General features: G+C 34.4%; 28 protein-coding genes. 24 read left to right on the top strand and 4 right to left on the bottom strand.

Going from position 1 to position 19,722, the window contains the following annotated elements; translation table 11 throughout:
* The first annotated feature begins 16 nt into the window (after window positions 1–16).
* The 16 genes from BCELL_RS10450 (at window position 17) to BCELL_RS10520 (ending at window position 10,867) form a co-directional block, all read left to right on the top strand.
* Window positions 17–1,282 (top strand): phage portal protein, encoded by a 1,266-nt coding sequence (locus BCELL_RS10450; protein WP_041808216.1) that lies wholly within the window; start codon window positions 17–19, stop codon window positions 1,280–1,282.
* A complete protein-coding gene (locus BCELL_RS10455) occupies window positions 1,257–1,988 on the top strand; it encodes a head maturation protease, ClpP-related (protein ID WP_013488694.1) in 732 nt (243 codons plus the stop codon). The genes BCELL_RS10450 and BCELL_RS10455 overlap by 26 nt, the downstream gene beginning before the upstream one ends.
* Before the next feature lie 49 nt (window positions 1,989–2,037).
* Window positions 2,038–3,216, top strand: coding sequence for a phage major capsid protein (locus BCELL_RS10460; RefSeq protein WP_013488695.1), 1,179 nt, complete (start codon window positions 2,038–2,040; stop codon window positions 3,214–3,216).
* 19 nt (window positions 3,217–3,235) lie between these two features.
* Window positions 3,236–3,505 carry a head-tail connector protein gene (locus BCELL_RS10465; RefSeq protein ID WP_013488696.1) on the top strand — a complete coding sequence of 90 codons (270 nt, stop codon included), beginning with the start codon at window positions 3,236–3,238 and terminating at the stop codon, window positions 3,503–3,505.
* Window positions 3,498–3,818, top strand: coding sequence for a phage head closure protein (locus BCELL_RS10470; protein ID WP_013488697.1), 321 nt, complete (start codon window positions 3,498–3,500; stop codon window positions 3,816–3,818). The genes BCELL_RS10465 and BCELL_RS10470 overlap by 8 nt, the downstream gene beginning before the upstream one ends.
* Before the next feature lie 4 nt (window positions 3,819–3,822).
* Window positions 3,823–4,257, top strand: coding sequence for an HK97-gp10 family putative phage morphogenesis protein (locus tag BCELL_RS10475; protein ID WP_157184190.1), 435 nt, complete (start codon window positions 3,823–3,825; stop codon window positions 4,255–4,257).
* Complete coding sequence (locus BCELL_RS10480; protein ID WP_013488699.1) at window positions 4,241–4,639, top strand: DUF3168 domain-containing protein; 399 nt, start codon at window positions 4,241–4,243, stop codon at window positions 4,637–4,639. Before BCELL_RS10475 ends, BCELL_RS10480 begins: the two co-directional genes overlap by 17 nt.
* 6 nt (window positions 4,640–4,645) lie before the next feature.
* A complete protein-coding gene (locus BCELL_RS10485; protein ID WP_013488700.1) occupies window positions 4,646–5,074 on the top strand; it encodes a phage tail tube protein in 429 nt (142 codons plus the stop codon).
* A gap of 29 nt (window positions 5,075–5,103) precedes the next feature.
* Window positions 5,104–5,436: a hypothetical protein gene (locus tag BCELL_RS10490; protein ID WP_013488701.1), complete on the top strand. Its 333-nt coding sequence runs from the start codon at window positions 5,104–5,106 to the stop codon at window positions 5,434–5,436.
* A gap of 89 nt (window positions 5,437–5,525) precedes the next feature.
* Window positions 5,526–5,720, top strand: a complete 195-nt coding sequence (locus BCELL_RS10495) for a hypothetical protein (RefSeq protein ID WP_157184191.1) — start codon at window positions 5,526–5,528, stop codon at window positions 5,718–5,720.
* Window positions 5,721–5,941: 221 nt separating this feature from the next.
* Window positions 5,942–8,173, top strand: a complete 2,232-nt coding sequence (locus BCELL_RS21600) for a phage tail tape measure protein (RefSeq protein WP_013488703.1) — start codon at window positions 5,942–5,944, stop codon at window positions 8,171–8,173.
* Entirely contained in the window at window positions 8,170–8,937 is a 768-nt protein-coding gene (locus BCELL_RS21605) for a distal tail protein Dit (protein WP_013488704.1), read from the top strand. Before BCELL_RS21600 ends, BCELL_RS21605 begins: the two co-directional genes overlap by 4 nt.
* Window positions 8,938–8,951: 14 nt before the next feature.
* Window positions 8,952–9,095 (top strand): hypothetical protein, encoded by a 144-nt coding sequence (locus tag BCELL_RS22565; protein WP_013488705.1) that lies wholly within the window; start codon window positions 8,952–8,954, stop codon window positions 9,093–9,095.
* The gene (locus tag BCELL_RS10510) at window positions 9,096–9,413 is read left to right on the top strand and encodes a hypothetical protein (protein WP_013488706.1); all 318 of its coding nucleotides are present in this window, start codon (window positions 9,096–9,098) and stop codon (window positions 9,411–9,413) included.
* Complete coding sequence (locus BCELL_RS21610; RefSeq protein WP_013488707.1) at window positions 9,413–9,943, top strand: hypothetical protein; 531 nt, start codon at window positions 9,413–9,415, stop codon at window positions 9,941–9,943. Before BCELL_RS10510 ends, BCELL_RS21610 begins: the two co-directional genes overlap by 1 nt.
* A complete protein-coding gene (locus tag BCELL_RS10520; protein WP_013488708.1) occupies window positions 9,944–10,867 on the top strand; it encodes a hypothetical protein in 924 nt (307 codons plus the stop codon). It abuts the gene before it with no gap.
* A 536-nt stretch (window positions 10,868–11,403) separates the two neighbouring features.
* Here BCELL_RS10520 and BCELL_RS10525 read toward each other — a convergent pair.
* On the bottom strand, window positions 11,404–11,610 hold the full coding sequence (locus tag BCELL_RS10525) for a helix-turn-helix domain-containing protein (protein ID WP_013488709.1): 207 nt from the start codon (window positions 11,608–11,610) through the stop codon (window positions 11,404–11,406).
* A gap of 114 nt (window positions 11,611–11,724) precedes the next feature.
* Between BCELL_RS10525 and BCELL_RS10530 the strand changes: the two genes are divergently transcribed.
* The 6 genes from BCELL_RS10530 to BCELL_RS10550 are packed head-to-tail and all read left to right on the top strand — an operon-like array spanning window position 11,725 to window position 17,138.
* Window positions 11,725–12,567 carry a tyrosine-type recombinase/integrase gene (locus BCELL_RS10530; RefSeq protein WP_013488710.1) on the top strand — a complete coding sequence of 281 codons (843 nt, stop codon included), beginning with the start codon at window positions 11,725–11,727 and terminating at the stop codon, window positions 12,565–12,567.
* Window positions 12,568–12,625: 58 nt separating this feature from the next.
* Complete coding sequence (locus BCELL_RS10535) at window positions 12,626–15,766, top strand: phage tail spike protein (RefSeq protein ID WP_013488711.1); 3,141 nt, start codon at window positions 12,626–12,628, stop codon at window positions 15,764–15,766.
* Between the two features lie 15 nt (window positions 15,767–15,781).
* Window positions 15,782–15,949, top strand: a complete 168-nt coding sequence (locus tag BCELL_RS22570; RefSeq protein WP_013488712.1) for a hypothetical protein — start codon at window positions 15,782–15,784, stop codon at window positions 15,947–15,949.
* A gap of 40 nt (window positions 15,950–15,989) precedes the next feature.
* Entirely contained in the window at window positions 15,990–16,190 is a 201-nt protein-coding gene (locus BCELL_RS10540) for a BhlA/UviB family holin-like peptide (RefSeq protein ID WP_013488713.1), read from the top strand.
* A gap of 14 nt (window positions 16,191–16,204) precedes the next feature.
* Complete coding sequence (locus BCELL_RS10545) at window positions 16,205–16,885, top strand: N-acetylmuramoyl-L-alanine amidase (protein WP_013488714.1); 681 nt, start codon at window positions 16,205–16,207, stop codon at window positions 16,883–16,885.
* Between the two features lie 7 nt (window positions 16,886–16,892).
* Window positions 16,893–17,138, top strand: a complete 246-nt coding sequence (locus BCELL_RS10550; protein ID WP_013488715.1) for a phage holin family protein — start codon at window positions 16,893–16,895, stop codon at window positions 17,136–17,138.
* Window positions 17,139–17,271: 133 nt separating this feature from the next.
* Here BCELL_RS10550 and BCELL_RS10555 read toward each other — a convergent pair whose 3' ends face one another.
* Both BCELL_RS10555 and BCELL_RS10560 read right to left on the bottom strand, forming a co-directional pair.
* Entirely contained in the window at window positions 17,272–17,745 is a 474-nt protein-coding gene (locus BCELL_RS10555) for a hypothetical protein (protein ID WP_013488716.1), read from the bottom strand.
* A gap of 232 nt (window positions 17,746–17,977) precedes the next feature.
* The gene (locus tag BCELL_RS10560) at window positions 17,978–18,334 is read right to left on the bottom strand and encodes a YolD-like family protein (protein ID WP_013488717.1); all 357 of its coding nucleotides are present in this window, start codon (window positions 18,332–18,334) and stop codon (window positions 17,978–17,980) included.
* A 308-nt stretch (window positions 18,335–18,642) separates the two neighbouring features.
* On the opposite strand from BCELL_RS10560, the gene BCELL_RS22575 reads away from it, so the two are divergent.
* Window positions 18,643–18,780 carry a hypothetical protein gene (locus tag BCELL_RS22575; protein ID WP_013488718.1) on the top strand — a complete coding sequence of 46 codons (138 nt, stop codon included), beginning with the start codon at window positions 18,643–18,645 and terminating at the stop codon, window positions 18,778–18,780.
* Window positions 18,781–19,067: 287 nt separating this feature from the next.
* Here BCELL_RS22575 and BCELL_RS10565 read toward each other — a convergent pair whose 3' ends face one another.
* Window positions 19,068–19,301 carry a helix-turn-helix domain-containing protein gene (locus tag BCELL_RS10565; protein WP_013488719.1) on the bottom strand — a complete coding sequence of 78 codons (234 nt, stop codon included), beginning with the start codon at window positions 19,299–19,301 and terminating at the stop codon, window positions 19,068–19,070.
* A gap of 140 nt (window positions 19,302–19,441) precedes the next feature.
* Here BCELL_RS10565 and BCELL_RS10570 point away from each other — a divergent pair, with 140 nt between their 5' ends.
* Window positions 19,442–19,720, top strand: coding sequence for a hypothetical protein (locus tag BCELL_RS10570; RefSeq protein ID WP_013488720.1), 279 nt, complete (start codon window positions 19,442–19,444; stop codon window positions 19,718–19,720).
* The last annotated feature ends 2 nt before the right edge of the window (window positions 19,721–19,722 follow it).

Below are 19,722 nucleotides of genomic sequence, written 5' to 3' on the forward strand. Positions count from 1 at the left end.
GCAGAAAGGGGGTGATATGTTGGGATTAAAGGATTTTTTTAACCGATTTTCCCCTAGTAATATAAAAAATTCAGTTAGTTTAAATTCTGACGAGTTTTTGAAAATGTTGGGGTTAGATTCAAGTATTTCGTCAAACAAATTAAGTGAAGTCACCTATTTTACTTGTTTAAGGTTACTTAGTGAGAGTTTGAGTAAGCTTCCACTCAAAATGTACCAGGAGATAGAAAGGGGAACAATTAAAGCGCCTAACCATAATTTAAACCATCTACTTAAAAGGCCTAATCCTTACATGACACCAAGTACATTTTGGTCAACTGTTGAATTGAATCGTAATCATCATGGTAACAGTTTTGTGTATATTGCTGGTACTGCAAAGCCTGAAAGTTTATGGATATTGCCAAGTGATCAGGTGCAAATATGGATTGATAATGCAGGGTGGTTCAAACAAAAAAATGCTATCTGGTATATCTACACTGATACTAACACTGGAAAGATGTACAAGTTTAGGCACGATGAGATACTTCATTTTAAAACATCGGTTAGTTTAGATGGAATCAGTGGTTTAGCTGTAAAAGACATCTTAAAAGTTAATATTGAGAATGGACAGCGTACAAGTAGTTATTTAAATAATTACTATAAAAATGGATTGATGGGGAAAGCAATTGTTTATTACACAGGTGACTTGAGTAAAGGTAATGCTAAAAAGATGGCAGCAAAAATTGAAGACTTTGCATCTGGAACAGATAACGCCGGAAAGGTCATACCTCTTCCTGTCGGATTCGAGTTGAAACCACTAAACATTAGTATGACCGATTCTCAGTTTTTAGAAATTAGCAAATACACTGCTTTACAAATTGCAGGAGCATTTGGGATAAAACCGTCAATGATCAACAACTATGATAAGGGTAATTATGCTAACGTGGAGACTCAACAAAGAGATTTTTACGTTAACACATTATTACATATCCTCAAATCATATGAAGAGGAAATTACATTTAAGTTACTTTCCAATCAAGACATTCGAGATGGCTATAAATTGAAGTTTAATGCAAATGCAATCCTTCGTGCAGACTTTAAGACGCAAATTGACGGAATTGTAAAAGGAGTAGTTAGTGGTGTTTATACGCCTAACGAAGGTAGGGAAATGGTAGACTTACCTCCAATCGAAGGTGGTGATGAAGCTATTGTAAATGGAACCTTTATCAAGTTAAAGAATGTTGGTCAACAGTATGGTGTGAAAGGTGGTGATAACAATAATGAAGTGGATGAAGATCAAGAATGAAACTAATGAATCCGTGGATTTTTACATTTATGGTGACATTGTTTCTGATACAGATTGGAAATGGGATGACAGCGATGTAATGCCAAAGGAAATTAGAGAATTGTTGGATAACCATGTAGGTAAAAAGATAAACTTGTATGTCAACTCGGGAGGAGGGTCAGTTTTCTCCGGACTTTCAATGCTGAATATGTTGAAACGTGCAAGAGAAAAAGGTAGTTACATAACTGCATATGTGGATGGACTTGCTGGAAGTATTGCAAGTGTATTAATATTTGGCGCAAATAAGATTTATTGTCCGTCTAATTCTTACATAATGATCCATCGAGCATGGACTGGAATGTATGGAAACGCTACTGATTTTCTAAAAATGGCAGAAGACTTAGAGAAAATCGATGAGGGAATCTTAAATACATACAAGGATAATTTAAGGGAAGGCGTTGACATTGAAACCATTAAAGAGATGGTGGATAAAGAAACATGGCTTACAGGCGAGGATGCAAGTAAATACTTTAACATCGAAGTTGTAGAAGAAAATAAAGCAGTTGCATGTGCTTCTGATTATTTCAAGGAGTACAAGAATATGCCTAATGAAGTGTTGGAAAATGTACAAACGCCTGAAAAAGTATTAGATAGTAAAAACAAGCAAAATGATGAAGAGGTGCAAATTCAAATTGAAGCATTGAAGTTGGAACTGGAATTAATCTAGTTCTATTTTTTATGTCCAAAAATCAAAAAATAACAGGAGGGTATTATACATGCCAAAAGAATTACGGGAACTATTAAATAAGATCAATACTAAAAAAGAAGAAGCAAAAGCATTATTAACTGAAAAGAAATTAGAGGAGGCAAAAGCATTAACAACTGAAATCAAGACTTTACAAGAAGAATATGAAGTTGCAGCGACGGTTTACGAAGAAACTAAAAACCTAGTTCCAGATGAGCCTCAAGCAAAACAAGCAGCTACAGATTTATCATTAGCATTTGCTAAAGCAGTTGTTGGTAAAGCATCAGAGGAAGAATTTAAGAATCTAATGCAAGAAGGCGCTCCAGAAAAAGGTGGAGTTACAGTACCTAAAGATGTACAAACTCGAATCATTGAGTTACAACGTAAGTCTTTTGATATTCGTAACTACATCAATGTTGAGCCAGTTAGTACCTTTAAAGGATCTCGCCCAATTGAAGCAAACCAACCAGAAGCGGTAGGATTTGCATCTGTTGACGAAGGAGCGGCTATCCAAAAGTTACATGAACCTGAGTTCGATGAATTAGAATATGCAATCCGTAAGTATGCAGGTTTTATTCCACTTACGAATGAATTGCTTGATGATACTGCTGAAAATATCTTAGCTTATATCATCCGTTGGATGGCAAAGAACGAATTAAATACATACAACTATCAATTCTTTAACGGTACTGGCAATAAATCTTCTGAGGGAATCATGGTTACTAATGCGCTAGAAGATGCAAAAGTAGAAGTTGATTTTACTGGTACTCCTAACTCTGTCATCAAAAAGTTTAAAACAACTTTTAATGTTGATTTAGAAGACATTGATAGTGACAGCATGGTGATCATGACAAATGCTACAGGTTATGATTTCATTGATGGACTAGAAGACAAACAAGGTAAACCTTATTTACAACCTGACGTAACTAAAGCATCTGGTTATAGTTTCTTAGGTAAAGAGATTGTTAAAGTTCCAAGTAAGTTTTTACAAAATGTTACTGAAGGAGAAGAAGAAAGAACTCCATTTGTAGTAGGTGACTTAAACTTACTTTACACAATGTTTGATCGGAAGCAAATGAGTGTTGAGTCCTCTAAAATTGGTGGAACAGCATGGAGAGAAGATAAAACAGAAGTTAAAGGAATCTTTAGATTTGACGGACGAGTAGTAGATGATGAGTCTGTTAGAATCCTACTTGCTAAATTAGCATAAGGAAGTTGGTGAATATATCGTGATATTGGACTTAGTAAAACAATACTCACGAGTAGATTTTAAAGAGGATGACTTACTGTTATCCTCTTTAATTTCTCAAGCTGAAGAGTACATAAAAAACGCAACAGGCCATGAGGTCACATATGAGCGTGAATTAGAAAAGTTGGCAGTTTGTTTATTAGTAAATCACTATTACGATGAACGAGGTATTGTAAGCCACCAACAAGTTAATAAACTTCCACACTCCATTGAATCTGTACTTCAACAACTGGAGTTTTGTTATGAATAGTGGAAAATTAAACAGACCTATTTCCATTAAAGAGGAACAAAGTATATCAGATGGTGGTGGAGGACAAACAACTCAAGATGTACTAATTGTTGATAAAACATGGGGAAACATTGCTACGTTGAGTGGCCGGGAACAGTGGCAAGCCCAACAAATGGAGGCACAAGTATCTCATAAAGTTACTATTAGATATCGTAATGGTATTAAACGGACTCAATTTGTTTTATACAAGGAGAGGAAGTTTGAAATCCAGTATATTTTTAATCCAAATGAAAGCAATACATGGCTTGAGTTGTATTGTATTGAAAGAATGTGATTTTATGAGTAAACCATCTATTACAGTAAATGTTGAAGGTGTAGGTGCGACAGTTACTTCGATAGGATTGTTTAATATGGAGTTAAGAAAAGACTTAATTGCAACCGTAAGAAGCACCTCTAGAGCAATACAACAAGATGGAAAAGCAAATGCGCCAGTATCTAAGACACCTAAATCAAGAGGTCGAAGTGGTGATTTAAGAAGGTCTATACGCCCGAAATATTTTGATGGTGGGTTGTCCTCAACTGTCGTTCCAAGAAAACCAAGAGGATCTCATCGCCATTTAGTTGCATATGGAACACAACGAAGAGTTAATAAAAGTGGAGCAAATAGAGGTAGAATGCCTAAAAATCCATTTATGGAAAAAGCGCAAGAGAATAACGAAAGAAAATACAACAATGAGGTTAGGAGAATAGTTGAACATGACAAAACTATATGATGCTCAACAAGCTGTATTTAGATGTCTGAAAGCAGATAACGAATTAAGGAACAGTGTGACTGGTGTTTATGACTATGTTCCAGATTCTACAGAGTTTCCGTACATAGTGTTAGGTAGGGTTTATTCTACTCCTGCACCGAAAACAAAAACATCTGAAGGAGAAACTATTGAGGTTACATTAGATGTGTGGAGCACTTATAAAGGGAAAAAAGAAACAAGCGATATTGTGAACTTAATAAAATCAGCATTATTAAGTGAAGAATTTGAGATTGATGAAGCTGATGTAATAGACCAAGAGATTAAAAGTATTGAAATATTAGAAGAAGACAATGAACTATTTCATGGAACTGTAGTTTTTGAAATTATATTAGATATGGAGTGATTATTAGTGGCGAAAAAAGTAAAAGGTGTTCAATGTAAAATTTATGTTGTTGATGATATTGAGTCAGAAAACCCGACAATATTGGCAGGTCAAAGAAATGCAACTTTGAATCGAAGTGCAGAAACTATGGATAGTACGGCTAAAGACAGTGACGGTGGTTGGAAAGAAAACGAAGCAGGATTTAAAGAGTGGTCAGTAGATGCAGATGGCTTATTAGTAGAATCAGACGATGCCTATGATCTAATCGAAGACCGTTTCAATGCTTCGGAAAAAATTGGTGTTATTGCAACACTTCCAAACGGTAAGAAATATCTTGGAACTGCTGTTATTACAGATTTTCCAATCGACATGCCTTACGAAGATTTAGCGACATATTCAACAGCATTTACTGGCTCAGGAGCCTTAAGAAAAGAATCAGGAACAGTTGAACAATAATCTATTAAATTTAAAGGAGGATTAGAGAATTGAATAATACAATATTAAAATCTAATAAGAATACTTACTTTGTTAAGTATCCTATTAATGCCCACTGTGAAGCTGAAGAAATTCTAGGCTATCCAATTACGCAATTGAATGATAAAAATGCCGGTATGTTTACTTTCAGAACGTTAATGTACGTTGGACTAAAATACGCTGGTAAAGTAGTACCTATGGAACAAGCAGGAGACATTATGCAAGAAGTTATTGCTGATAAAGGAATGGAGTATTTTACAAATGAGATAAGTAAGGCCATAAGTAAGAGCTTAACACAACAGAACAATAATACTTATAAGCATAATAACGGAAAAAAGCGTTAACTTACGATGAGATAATTGCCGAAGGGGCACTGTGTTTTGGTTATACACCAGAACAAGTAGGCAACTTAACTTATCGTGAGTTTAGTAACTTGATGGAAGCGCATAACGAAAGATTGAAGAATGATTATGAAATGCAAAGAAATGTTATTTACAATGCAATTATCAACGCAAATCGAAAGAAGAATTCTAGAATTGTTCCTTTGTTTCCAAAAGATGAAGAAAAAAGTACAGAGGAAATTATCGATGAGAGAGAAGAACTGTTTGGCGAGAATGTTCGTATTTAAACGGTTCTTTTTGTTTTTTTGTAAAGAAAATAGGTGGTACTTTTGAATGAGAAAAAGATATTGGAAGCGATAAATTGTAAAAAATGTGGAAAATTACTTGGTAAATTAAAAGGTGAAATTGAGATCAAATGTACTAGATGCAAAACAATAAATGAATTTATAAAATAAAAAACAATTAGAGGCTCATGAAGCCCTTATCACAATGTGAGGGGGTGAATTGAGTGGCTCTAATTGTAAAGATTGGTGCAAATTTAACAAGCTTTGAAAAAGAGATGAAAAAGTTAACAAAAGATGTTAACAAAGTTGGTGGGAAACTTCAAGATATCGGCGGTAAATTAACAGCAGGTATCACACTTCCTTTGGCGGCTATTGGTGGATTAGCTGTAAAAACTGGTATGGATTTTGAATCATCAATGTCACAAGTTGCGGCTATAAGTGGTGCTACTGGTGACGAGTTATCAGCATTAGAGAAGAAAGCAAGAGAAATGGGTGCTACGACTCAGTTTAGTGCTACTGAAAGTGCAGACGCATTATCTTATATGGCATTAGCAGGTTGGGACACACAGGAAATGATTAATGCACTGCCAGGTGTTTTAGATTTAGCGGCAGCAGGAGCCTTAGATTTAGCAAGTGCTTCGGACATTGTGACAGATATGATGTCTATGTACGGAATGTCGGCAGATCAAGCTAGTAAAGCCTCAGATATTTTTGCAAAGGCTCAATCATCATCGAACACAAATGTAGAACAACTTAGTGAAGCGTTAAAAATGAGTGGGGCAACTGCTAATGCTGCTGGTATGGATTTAGAGCAGACTTCAGCTATTTTAGGTGTTTTTGCTAACAACGGTTTGAAAGGATCTAGCGCTGGTACGGCATTAGATGCAATGTTTCGTGACCTTAGAAATTCTGTCGAAGATGGTGCAATTGCCATAGGCGATAGTTCGGTTGCTGTTTATGATGCCGAAGGGAATATGCGTTCAATGGCAGATATTATGGCCGATGTTGAAAAAGCAACTGAAGATATGGACGATGCGACAAGAGATGCAGCTTTATCAAGTGTCTTTCAAACTCAAGCATTAAGAGGAGTAAATGTTTTACTGGGTGAAGGTACTGATGCAATTTATGATCTTGAACAAGGATTATATGATGCAGATGGAGCAGCAAGAGATACTGCTGAAACGATGAATGACAATCTTGCAGGTCGTCTAAAAGAAATGAAAAGCGCATTTGAAGAAGTAGGAATAGTTATCTATGAAAACTTACAACCGGCATTAGAAAAAATCGTTTCGTTTATAAAAAGTTTAGCTGATGGATTCAATAAATTGTCACCAAGTACTCAAACACTAATTATTGGATTGGCAGCCATTGCAGCAGCCATCGGGCCAATTTTAATGGTTGTTGGTACGATGATTATACTCTTTGGTAAGTTGTCAGCAGCTTGTGCGATTTTAGGTATTAGTATGGCGGCGGCTTTTTGGTGGGTACTTGCAATAATAGCAGCACTTGCAGCAATTGTTGCGGTAGTTGTTTACTGGGAACAAATAAAAGAATTTTTTGTAAATTTATGGGAATATTTAAAATCTATTTTCTTTGCTGCATTAGAGTGGCTAGACGACAAAACAAATGGAACTTTTTCAAAAATTGTCGAATTGATAAAAAAATACCTGAATATGGCACTTGATACGGTGAAAATAATATGGAATTGGGTAAAAGATTTATTTAAAAATGCCCTAGATTTCTTGAAATCACTGGTTAAGGGAGATTTTCAGGGAATGAGAGACTCCATTTCAAATATCCTATCTAGTACCAGAGAAATGATTTCAAATGTCCTATCTAACATTAAGAATTTCTTTAAAAATTTAATCGGTGATGCAGTAGATATAGCCATTAGTTTATTTCAAAATTTAAGAAATAAGGCTTCAGAGAACTTTGAGAAATTGAAAAATATCATTATGAAGCCGGTAAACTGGATAAGAAATAGCATAGCCGATGCCTTTGGAAACATGAAAGATACTGCCCTTGGAGCGTGGGAGGGCATTAAATCTGGTATGAAATCAGCGATAAATTTTGTGATCAAAATGATTAATAAATTTATTGGTGGATTTAATAAGCCAGGAAAATTATTATCCAAAATTCCAGGTGTTAGTGTTCCTGAGATACCTGAAATTCCATTATTGGCAACTGGTGGTGATGTATTCGGTAGTGGTTCCGCAATCGTCGGAGAGGCAGGGCCTGAGTTATTGCAAAAGAGTGGTTCAAGTGTCAAAGTTACTCCTCTTTCATCACAAGAAAAAGCTGGAGGGATTGGAGGAGCTATGGGTGGAGGTACTTATGAATTTAACGTTTCCATACCATTGGATGGTGAAACAATTGCAAAGAAAACTGTTAGATTTACTTCAAGGGAGTTAGAAAAGATGAGAGTAGGTAGAAGGAGGTCATTAGGCACAACATGATAAATTTTAATGGTTATGATTTAAGCTCTTACTTTAAAGTTAACAGTATTAAACGCCCTATAATGCCTCCTCAACAGTTTGCAACAATTAATATAGCGAATCGACCAGGAGTTATAGTAGGAAATGAAAAAGACGCTGCTTTTGCTATTGAAGTTGGAGTAATAGTAAAAGAAAAGAGTTTAGATTTATTAAGAAAAAGAATCAGAATGATTGCATCTAAATTAAAGGGAAAAGGAAAGTTAATTTTTTCAGACGAACCAGATATTTATTACAATGTAATAGTACAGGACACAGACTTAGAAGAAATTTTAAGTATAGGTCAAGGGACTATATTATTTTTTGCTCATGATCCATATGCATATGGACAGGAAATACAAGAGGGAGTATCTGTATATCCAACTACAGTGTTCTTAACACCATTTATGATATCGGAGTATGAGACTTCCTCATCATTGATATTAAATGGAGGTACAGTGGAAGCTGATCAAATATTTGAAGTAACTTTCCACCAATCGGTAAATGAATTTCGCATAACACACCAAGAACAAGGGAAATACATACGCTTAATGCACGGCTTTAATGTTGGAGATGTGCTTGTTATTGATTGTAAGAATGAAGTAATTCGAGTAAATGGGACAAGAATTAATAACAAATTAACATTCGATAGTGACTACTTTAAATTGCAAATTGGTGAAAATACATTAACCGTATCTCCAAGTGTTTCTAATGATACGGTTATTCGTTATGAACCAAGATACTTATAATGGAGGGATGATATTTGATTATAGTGGAATCTATTAAAAATCAAGTAGATATAGATTTAAATATTAACAATATTGAAATTGAAAAAGTACACATTGAAACTCTTTCATACTTCCTAACTCCATTCTTCATTTTGGAAGAGCATAGGGAGGTTGAATAATTGGAGTATAGAACAAAGCAAAATGATACAAAAAATGCTATGAAAGTACGGTTCTACAATAAAGAGAATGAGCCATTGAATCTTGAAAATTTAGATGTTCAATTCATCATGGTCAAGTCTTTTCGTAAAGAACCTAAAGTGAAACGTACCATAGATACAAAAGAAAATAACATAGCCTATGTCGTTTGGGAAGTCGGAGATACAGACGAGGTAGGCTTATTTCGTGCTGAATTTAAAGTAACATACGCAGACGGTAGGCGTGAAACCTATCCGAATCAAGGTTACATAAACGTACATATTGAAAGTGAGGTTGGATAATGGCTTTTCAAGATAAAGAGATTTTAAGAGATAAAAATGGAAAACCTATTCCGCAAGTGTGGAATGAAGATATACAAGACTATGAACCTTATGATCCTAAAAATCATGTGACAAAAGTTAAAGATGAGAAATTAAACGATTTAGAAACAAAATTAGATGCCTTAATTACTCGTCAAGATGGAGAATACAAAACCAAACTAACTGGGAGTAATATTGAAAACGTAACCTTCCATAACGCAGCGACTACTCCGGCAAAAGGAAATGAATTTGATGTTGGAGGTTTTAAGACCCTCACTATATCAATCAGAGGAACTTCCACAAGCAGAACCTTGCAATTTAAAACTGTAGAGTACGATGGATTTGAACGTACTATTGCAGGGTTAAGAATGAGTGATTTTAAAATAGATACACAGACCACTGGCAATTCAGAAATATGGCAGTTTGATGTAACAGGGTTGAATAAAGTTATTGTTGATTTAACCGCAGTGTCAGGTGGAAGTGTATTTGTTAAAGGTCGGGTGGTGGCTTAAATGAGGGGTATAGGTGTAGCAAAGCAGATTGAACGAGATTTGATTGAAACTAATAAATCTACAAGAGTTTTTATTCAGTATGTTAATGCAAGTCTATTCGCAGTTTGGATAAAACCACATAAAAGCAGGTGGATATTTTACAACATTTCCAAGCACACAGACGTAAGTATTAACGTTGATGTATGGCGAATAGTGAGCGTTTGGGTATCAGACTTAAACGTCGATTCGCCAGTTGGAAGTGCAGGAGCAAATAGGGTAAATCCAGTTAACTTAACTATATCTAATTCACAATGGGAGTATGCAATCAGACCCATTGGTGCGCCTGATTTTATGGGTGGTTTTCACGGGGATGAATTACTTCAAAATGTTCTTTTCTTAGCAGATGGCAAGTCAGTATCTTTGCAAGGGTTAGAATGCAATAAATTTGAAATAGTTCAAGATACATTGTTATTTGATCCAACAGATGGAACTACAGAGTTAGCTAAAGTCAATGTACGACACGTTTTCACTCCCGATGGTTTAAGATTAATTTCAAAAATAAAGTGGACTAATTCAACGACTATTGATTTAGCTTATGCATCAATGCTTCCGTTACAACGTGGAGCAACAATTACCAACCGATTTAGATATATTGACAAAGCGGTAGAACACGCAATTGGTTCAACAGGTCACGGAGTTCCAGGAGAGAATAGCTATGGTTTGGATATTTATAATACTAATAACAAATTAGGGATAAATATGGAAATAAAACCTTCTTGGTTTAATAATTATGAGCATGCGGAAGGTCGAGGAATTAGAGTTTCTGACGCTTCACAATATAACAAAGTATATCCAACAAGGGTTCATTCTACTACACCCGAACAAGTTTCAGAAGGTGATGTTTGGGAATCTGATTCTTTTATTGAGATTTGGTACAAAGAATAATCCAACTAACTGATATGTCCAGTATCTTATACATTTGTGTGTATTAAGAAGAATGGAAGAAGGAGCGCTCATGATGGGTGCTTTTTCTTATGATACATGATAATTAAAATGAAAGTAAAATACTTCTTGATATCGTCATTACTTAAAGTTATATTATTCTTAATAAAGAACAAAATAGTTCTTTTCTAAGAATGTGTGGTGATCATTGATGAAGTTTGTAAGGCGATGCGAGGAAATGTATTACAACTTTCGGAGTAATTATTTTATGAAAAAGCACATCAATGAGACGGATAAGGATAAAAAGAAGCGATACTATCGAAGGTCTAAAGAATTCAATGATAAATATTTAAAGTCTAAAGGTATTAGCTCATGAATATGAGCTTTTTCTTTTTATAAAAACCCAGTTAACTGAAACACATTAGTATCCATAAACGTTGTTCTATAGCCATTTGTATATAAACGGAAGTAACTGATATGTCCAGTATCTTGGAAAATTAATCTTAAAAATTAACACAAAGAAAAGAGACTAGCATTCGTTAGTCTCTTTTTAATTCTAGTACATCTGATATGTCACATTCTAACACTTCGCAAATCTTTGCCAGGTTGTCTAAGGGTAATCGTTGGGTTTGATTGCGGCACATTTCATTAACTGATGGTTGTCGTATTCCTGTCAACCTAGATAACTCATGTTGTGACATATCCCTTTCATTTAGTATTTTGTCAAGTTTAATTAGAACACGCATAGTACAATCCTCCTATTTTTACCAATAACTATTGATACGTTTAGCGTATTATATTATACTCTAAATATCAATACGTTATACGTATCAATTTAAAAAAAGGAGGAGGAATTGAAAATGAAATTATCAGAACTATGGTTGCACTACGAACAAGATAAAACGCTAGAAAACTACTCCAAGAAAACACTTAAATCATATAGATTAGAATTGGGTTTGCTGATTAGATTTTTAGGAGACATGGAAGCTGAGGACGTTACAATATTCCATCTAAAAAATTATTTAATAGAAGAGCAAAAACGTTTAAAACCAAGTAGTTTCCAACACCGATGTAAATTTATTCGTTCTTTTTTTCGGTGGGCGCATGAATATGATTTACTCAGTAAAAATCCAGCTATTAAAGTTAAAATGCCAAAAGACCATTACAGAATACCAAAACCAGTTAATGAAGAAACATTGGAATTATTAAGAATAGCATCTAAGTCTCCTTTGGAAGGTCTATTAGTGGAGTTTATGTATAGTGCAGGGGTTCGTGTTGGTGAAGTGTACAACCTAAATAAAAAGGATTTTAACTTTACAAACAGATCAGTATATGTATTTGGTAAAGGTGATAAAGAGCGTGAGGTATACTTTTCTAAACGAGCAGAGATTTGGATTCAAAGATATTTCGATTCAAGACAAGACGAAGAAGAATGCTTTATCTGTTCAAAAAATAAACCTTATAGAAGAATGAGCATTGACCAAATTAGATGGCATTTTAAAAAATTAGCAAGAAAAGCAGAGGTAGACGAGAATGTTTATCCGCACAGACTAAGACATAGTTACGCAAGTCACCTAATTAATCGGGGTGCATCTTTAGAAATGGTGAGAGATATGCTCGGCCACAAACGAACTGAAACAACTAGGGTGTATACATTATTACATGGAGACAAGCGACGAGAAGAATATAGAAAGTATTTTTAACTCACATTTTGTGAGTTATTTTTTTTGAACAAAAATATTCATAGAAATGGAGGTTGTTATGTACCTTCTCAATAAAAATGAAGAGATCATTACCACTTTGGGCGTTGATAAACGTCCTTTTTTTAATGACCTACATACAGAAAAACTAAATAGTGAAAATACTTTTGAATTTTCTATACCAGCAAATATTGAACATACTGAAGATGTAATAGAAGGAAATTATGTTGTTTTCCGTGATTCAGATCATAAGTATCAAATGTTTGAGATCATTGAAGTTGAAGAAACTCATGAAGATTCTTTGGTTAAGGTTGTCTATTGCGAAAACGTTTTTACAGAATTAAATGATGACATTATAGAGGATAAACGTCCAAATAATGTGACCGCGCATTTTGCATTAACACAAGCGTTAGAAAACACACGTTGGCAAGTTGGCAATGTAGATGATTTAGGATTAAATAGTACAAATTTTTATTATGATAGTGTTTTAGGTTCTATACAAAAAATACTAAATACATGGAATGCAGAAGTTCGTTTTCGTGTAGAAGTTTCAGCAAATGCTATCTCAGGTCGTTATGTAGATATTGTAGCACAAAGAGGTAACGACACTGGTAAACGCATTGAATATGGGAAAGACATTGAAAGTATTAAAAGAACAGTAGATGCTAGACATGTTAAAACGGCACTTTACGGAAGAGGGAAAGGAGAGGAAACAGAAGCAGGGGGTTACGGTAGACGTATCACCTTCGAAGAAATCAATAATGGGAAAAAGTGGATAGGAAATGAAGAAGCAAGACAACGGTGGGGAAGAATTGATTCAAACGGAATAAAACGACATCGCTTTGGCATCTTTGAAGATTCAGATGAAGAAGATATACATATCTTACTAGAAAAAACTGAAGCAGAATTAGAAAAAGTAAAAGAGCCAATAATTAGCTATGAGATTGATGCAGTAGACTTAGAACAATTTGGTTTAGATCATGAAAAAGTTCGGTTAGGTGACACTGTAATAATTATAGATAGAGAATTTAAGCCTGAATTAAAACTGAAAGCAAGAGTCGTTGAAATAAGAAGATCACTAACTGAGAAAGAGAGTTCTTCTTTTATTTTAGGTAATTTTCTTTCTATGTTAACTGATGATGATCGCTTAGACAGATTAGAAGCAAAGTTTTCAGATAGAAGTGGTGTATGGGATAGTAAATATACCCCTGGAAATCCAGTAGATACATCATGGCTAGATGGTGCAATTGATGTTCTTAATAATCGTTTCAATTCCTCATTATCAAATTGGTGGACAGATGATGATGGAAATATTGTTTTTGAAGCAAAGAATGGTAATAGTGCCATGCAATTAAGTGGTGATGGATTCCGTATTGCAAATGAAAAACATCCTGTTACGGATGAATGGAATTGGAGAACATTTGGAACAGGCGAAGGTTTTACAGCAGATGAAATAAAGGTAGGTAAACTACGCTCAAGTTTAATACAACTTGGTGCTGCATCAACATTTGAGGATGGATACAACCCTTATACACAGTTTTATAGATCAGCTAGTTTATCACCACATCAATTGGCTAATATGCCATTAAAATATGAAAATGGAGGCTTTATGTCTCCGCAATATGGAAATTACCTAGAAGTAGATGAGGATTTACACATTGGTTATACAACTGTCATCGCTAGTGGTAATGGATCAATAAATGTCCAACTTAGAAGAGGACATAGTTCGAGTGGAGAATTAGTAGTAGAACGTAATTTTTCCTTATCCGAAGGTGAAAATTATTTGAATTTAAATTTTGTCTTGGAGCCTGGTGACTATACATTACAAGCAAATCCAACTGTTTCCTGCTTTCGTAGTAGCAGTGGAGTCACGTATCCATATGACAATGGTATCTTTAGGTTTGTTGGCTCCTCTTCAGGCGATTCTTTTTATTACTATTTGTACGATTTAGAGGTATCCGGTTCGGGTCTAAGAAATACTCGTTTAAGCACAAATAGACAATCAGATGGCACAACAATACCTAGAGGGACTTACATAAACGAATATGGTGTTTACACAGGAGAAGTACAAGCAGAACAAATTAAAGCAGGGACTATAACGCAATCGGGATTACGCAGCATTGTGTTGGAGCAGGGCGAAGTTAAGTCTTTCTATGACGACAGGTTATCTATGACATTTGGACAATATAGGCTTAATTTCTTCTCTCGTGATGGTGGAGATATTGGATATTTCGGGCCTAATAATATTGTTGACAACCCTGACATACAAGGGTTAGCAATGGTTACCGAAAGAGATTATATTAGCATTGGTCGAAGTGTTAGTAACATCATAAGACCATCTTTTAGAATGTCTAATTATAATCGCAGTACTATGGTTGCCGGATCATACGAATCATCTACTAATGGGTCTGTATTAGGTCTTTATGGTAATTCTTACATTTGGGGTGGTGGAAATGATCATCGTTCGACCGACCAACCATGTATAATACTAGACCAGGGATCTATAAGTAATGGAGCTAATACCGTATTAAACTATTTTGGTGGTGTCCATACGAGAACACAAGCCACATGGGAAGTCCGTTGGAATTCTAGTACAACAACTCATAGTACGAGAATTAGAGCTACAAATAATGCAGTAGAGTTCGGTGCAAATGTAACTGATTTATGGGGCGGAGCTATACGTGGCCCTGAAGGGAATAGGTATTACGAAAATAATACTGGGGATGCAACATTGTTCGGAGATCGAATATATTTAGTAGCAAATGGAATTAGACGAGATTCCAGTGGACGTGGTTTCTATATCGGAACATGGGATGGTGGCGATGTCCACATTACCAATGGTAATGGCTATAACGCTGGTGATGGAATAGTGTACAGGGATGTACGCGCGTCAGGTTTTATCGAAGCATCGTCTGTCATTTATAAAGATAACATAGAAAGATACGAAGACAATGCTACTGCTATAATTATGAGTTTAAACCCATCTTCTTACTATCTTAAAGAAGATTTGGAACATGGTATTTATGATAAAAAACGTCTAGGGTTAATTGCCGAAGAAGTACCAAGTTTATTTAGAAATGAAGACGCCATTAATTATAACTCAGTTATGATAGCATTGTTAAAAATGAATCAAGAACAGCAAGAAAGAATAGAAGAATTGGAACAAAAAGTTGAAGACTTGGAATTAGCAATAAGTGTGTAAAGAGGAGGGATAGAATTGGACAATAGTACTATGATTCAGAAAAACAAAGTAATTATGGACAAGGTGGCATTGGAGTTAGGTCATAAAGAGCTAGTAATTTTACAAATGCAATCACAGATTGAAGATTTAATCGAAGAAAACACTAGATTAAAGAATGAAGCAGAAACCAACAACGCTAAATAATAGCGTTATTTTTTATGTCTAAAATCAAGGCGGTGATGTATTGGAGTGGTTATTACAAATCATTAATGAGTATGGATTCACGGTTGCTTTAGTTTGCTATGTCATATGGGACAGCCGACAACGAGAGGGTAGATTCATTGAGCGAGAAAACAAGTACATCTCAATTATTGAATCTGTGAAAGAAATTAAGAACGATGTTGAGGATATTAAACAAGATTTAAAGGAAAAATTCAATAAATAAAAGGGGGAATTACAATGGTTAGAATTATGATTGATCCGGGGCATGGTGGAAGTGATCCAGGGGCAGTTGCAAACGGACTAATGGAAAAAACATTGGTGTTAGACATTGGTAAACGAGTACGTAAATTGTTAGAGCAATACGAAGGTGTAGAAGTACGAATGACACGTACAAATGATACTTTTGTTTCTCTGTCAGATAGAGCAAAAATGGCTAATGAGTGGAAAGCTGATTACTTTGCATCTATACACGTTAATGGTGGCGGTGGAGAGGGATATGAAGACTTCATACATAGCAACCTTTCCAACTCATCACAGACGGCTAAATACAGAGATACTATGCACAGTGAAATTATGAAACAAATTGGCGGCAGAAACAGAGGTAAGAAGAAAGCAAACTTTGCAGTGTTAAGGGAAACTGCTATGTCGGCTATCTTAACTGAAAATCTATTCATTGACAATTCTAGTGATGCAGCAAAACTAAAACAATCTAGTTTTCTAGATAAAATTGCACAAGGACATGTTAATGGATTTGTTAAACTGTTTAACTTAAAGAAAAAGCCGAGTCCTAAGCCATCAAAGTCTAATGGTGAATTATATAAGGTACAAGTTGGTGCGTTTGCTAACAAATCAAATGCAGATAGACTAGCAGCAGAGTTAAAGTCAAAAGGTTACTCAACCTACATTGTAAAGGAGTAGTGATAATATGGATATATTAGAATACATAGTTTCAGAGTTGTTGTATCTTATACCTGCTTTAATGGTACTAGGTAAGATCATTAAAAAAGGTCAATACATAAACGATAAACATATACCAGTGGTATTGTTAATTGTCAGTGTTTTATTTGCAAATTTAATACTAGGATTAAGTCCCGAATCATTTATACAAGGGATATTAATTGCAGGTGCGAGTGTATTTGGCCATCAGTTGCTAAAACAATCTAAAGAGTAGAAATCTAATAAAGAAGGATGAAATAAATCATCCTTCTTTACTTTTGACCTTTTTGGATTGTTTCTCTCAGTGATTCACTTGGAGATTTACCATCTTTTGTGTTTCGAAATATCATAATAACCTCCTCATTAAATTATTCAATTACATATCGCTTATCTATCCTTAGTTTTACTGCTAAATCATTAAAAGTTTCTACGTAATCCGTTTCTACTGAAGAGTCAAAAATTCTCATACTTTGAAGATAAGATTGTATTTGTATGAGATTCGTATTGATTTGCATTTCATCTAGATTATGATAGTTTAACTTGTCATTCCATTTGTCGCTGTATTCATTAAACTTATTCGAAGCCTTCTGAAAATCACACTCTGCTTCAAAGCAATCATCCAATAATAGTAATAACTCTCTAGACTCTTCTCTAAATTGAACCTTCTCTTCCTCTGTCATTTTCTTCGCCTGTTCTTCTTCTCTTATTTCTTGAGTAGTGGTACTTCGAACGGTCGGCTCATCTTCTGAGTCTGCGCTAATACTACTTACAATTGAGATAATGGCTATAACTAAAACAAATCCACATAATACAAGAACTCTTTTTATTGGAAAGTTGGACATAAGTATACACTCCTCCTATTTGGATATATATACTTATTTTACCATTTGTATTTTACTTATTTGTAAATTATTCCAAATATTTTTCACATGAAAAAAGCTACCCCTTCAAAAGTAGCTTTGTCCACGCATTTTCAGATTTTTTTATTACACCTCATGTTTTGGAAACGTAATACAATTAAAGTATATCATTCCACTATTTGTAAAAGTTTGTCTAAAAAATGTATTATTTTGACTAAATTCCTTCTGAATATATTGACATAGAGTTTATAGTGTCAATTTGAATATATTCTATATCTCCGTTTTTATCTTTTACATGTAACCTCTTAATTACGTGATCTATATAATTTACATACCCTGTAAATTCCTCAAAAAATCCATTTCTCCAGTAATTAAATGTTAATTGACTATTAGTCTCAATCGCTTCAAAAATAATGTACTCATATTCTTCTAATTTCTGTTCATCTATAATAGGTTTTTGATGTTTCTTACTTTTATGTTTTAATTCCCTCAACATGCCAACATGCTCTGGCAACATCATTGCAGTCCATTTGATTGTTCCTCTGTCTCTGTTTTTACTTGTATCATTCATGTATCTCCCTCCTTCAAATTAGATTACCCAATTTACAAAAGAATTACAAGAACGTTTGTTCTTGTTTTTGGGATTGAGGATCAACTTGTCGAAAAATTAAAGTTAAATTATATAGGATTAGCGCCTCGACAATTACACACTCTCACAATATAATTAAAAATATAGGAATTTTTCATTGCCATAGTTTATGTGAAAGTTGTAGATTTTTGATGTAATATGCCAACTTATTTTTATTGATTTATATGGTATGATTAAAAGTACATAGGACAAGCAATGATGATCTCTTTTCTGGGAGAGGAGGGATTATAGTGGAAGTATTAAGTTTGGTTGTGTTATTGAGTGTTGCTTTAATACTCACAATTAAATTTGTATTTAAATCTAAGAGCAATGGAACAAAAGTAACAATTAACATATCTGTCAATGATAATGAACAAATTAAAAAGTAACCCCACCCCCGCCAAGGTTAAGGTTACTTAATCAGATTTCAGAACCAACATTGTTGTTAGTCCTATTTCAAATATATTAAGATGACATAGTGGGGATACCACCGTGTCATTTTTTAACGACATTTATAATGTCATTATATACAAAAAATATGTTCCAGTAAACTTAAAATAGCGTGTTTTAAAATAACGGTTAAAAAACACATATTTGTCTTGTCCGAAAACATAGGCTATTACTAGCGTAAAGCATAGTATTAGCCTTTTCGCTTAGATTCCCTCAAGTAGTACCGTCAAAATTCCTCATTTTCGATAGTATCACTACTATCAATTACCTCATATAAATCATCAACTTTGACTCCTAGCAGTAATGCCAATTCAAATAATTTATCAATTCTAGGAAAAGCCTTTCCATTCTTCCATTTTCCAACCTGTTCTCGTGACACTCCTAGTTTGTCGGCCACAAATTTTATCTTTAATCCTCTTGTTTCTATACATTCTCCAATTTTGCTTTTAAGTTTAATCATTATCATCACCTAATAATATATTTCGCTGTAAAGTGGGACAACCCTTTAAAATTTATAATTATCAAAAATGAGAACTTTTAGTTATAGGTCAAGCAATAGCGATAATATCATTTACTAACATCAAGAAAGGGAGTGAGCAAATGAGTAAAAACAAATGGGTACGTTCTATTAGTTTTAATAAGAAAAATGAAAAAGATATTGCTAGGTTAAAGTTAATTGGAAAAAAGTCATTCTCAAGGTTCATTAAGAAGTTACTAGACGATGAAATAATTAGGCGAGAATCGGAAGTACCTAGCAATACTACTAAAAGCGATACACCACAGATGAAACAAAGGGTAATAACAAACAGTAGATCAAAGCCGATAAGACCAAAGCAGCAATCCAATAAACCATTTAATCCAATGTTAGGGAGAAAATAACC

The organism is Evansella cellulosilytica DSM 2522 (assembly GCF_000177235.2).
Classification (GTDB): Bacteria; Bacillota; Bacilli; order Bacillales; family Salisediminibacteriaceae; genus Evansella; species Evansella cellulosilytica.

What these genes read in the sequence shown, in the direction of transcription:
- BCELL_RS10530 (WP_013488710.1), top strand. Translation starts at nt 11,725, where the DNA reads ATGAAATTATCAGAACTATGGTTGCACTACGAACAAGATAAAACGCTA.
- BCELL_RS21610 (WP_013488707.1), top strand. Translation starts at nt 9,413, where the DNA reads ATGGCTTTTCAAGATAAAGAGATTTTAAGAGATAAAAATGGAAAACCT.
- BCELL_RS10550 (WP_013488715.1), top strand. Translation starts at nt 16,893, where the DNA reads ATGGATATATTAGAATACATAGTTTCAGAGTTGTTGTATCTTATACCT.
- BCELL_RS10480 (WP_013488699.1), top strand. Translation starts at nt 4,241, where the DNA reads ATGACAAAACTATATGATGCTCAACAAGCTGTATTTAGATGTCTGAAA.
- BCELL_RS10560 (WP_013488717.1), bottom strand. Translation starts at nt 18,334, where the DNA reads ATGAATGATACAAGTAAAAACAGAGACAGAGGAACAATCAAATGGACT.
- BCELL_RS10460 (WP_013488695.1), top strand. Translation starts at nt 2,038, where the DNA reads ATGCCAAAAGAATTACGGGAACTATTAAATAAGATCAATACTAAAAAA.
- BCELL_RS10470 (WP_013488697.1), top strand. Translation starts at nt 3,498, where the DNA reads ATGAATAGTGGAAAATTAAACAGACCTATTTCCATTAAAGAGGAACAA.
- BCELL_RS10450 (WP_041808216.1), top strand. Translation starts at nt 17, where the DNA reads ATGTTGGGATTAAAGGATTTTTTTAACCGATTTTCCCCTAGTAATATA.
- BCELL_RS10570 (WP_013488720.1), top strand. Translation starts at nt 19,442, where the DNA reads ATGAGTAAAAACAAATGGGTACGTTCTATTAGTTTTAATAAGAAAAAT.
- BCELL_RS10520 (WP_013488708.1), top strand. Translation starts at nt 9,944, where the DNA reads ATGAGGGGTATAGGTGTAGCAAAGCAGATTGAACGAGATTTGATTGAA.
- BCELL_RS10455 (WP_013488694.1), top strand. Translation starts at nt 1,257, where the DNA reads ATGAAGTGGATGAAGATCAAGAATGAAACTAATGAATCCGTGGATTTT.
- BCELL_RS21605 (WP_013488704.1), top strand. Translation starts at nt 8,170, where the DNA reads ATGATAAATTTTAATGGTTATGATTTAAGCTCTTACTTTAAAGTTAAC.
- BCELL_RS10565 (WP_013488719.1), bottom strand. Translation starts at nt 19,301, where the DNA reads ATGATTAAACTTAAAAGCAAAATTGGAGAATGTATAGAAACAAGAGGA.
- BCELL_RS10525 (WP_013488709.1), bottom strand. Translation starts at nt 11,610, where the DNA reads ATGCGTGTTCTAATTAAACTTGACAAAATACTAAATGAAAGGGATATG.
- BCELL_RS10555 (WP_013488716.1), bottom strand. Translation starts at nt 17,745, where the DNA reads ATGTCCAACTTTCCAATAAAAAGAGTTCTTGTATTATGTGGATTTGTT.
- BCELL_RS10475 (WP_157184190.1), top strand. Translation starts at nt 3,823, where the DNA reads ATGAGTAAACCATCTATTACAGTAAATGTTGAAGGTGTAGGTGCGACA.
- BCELL_RS10535 (WP_013488711.1), top strand. Translation starts at nt 12,626, where the DNA reads ATGTACCTTCTCAATAAAAATGAAGAGATCATTACCACTTTGGGCGTT.
- BCELL_RS10545 (WP_013488714.1), top strand. Translation starts at nt 16,205, where the DNA reads ATGGTTAGAATTATGATTGATCCGGGGCATGGTGGAAGTGATCCAGGG.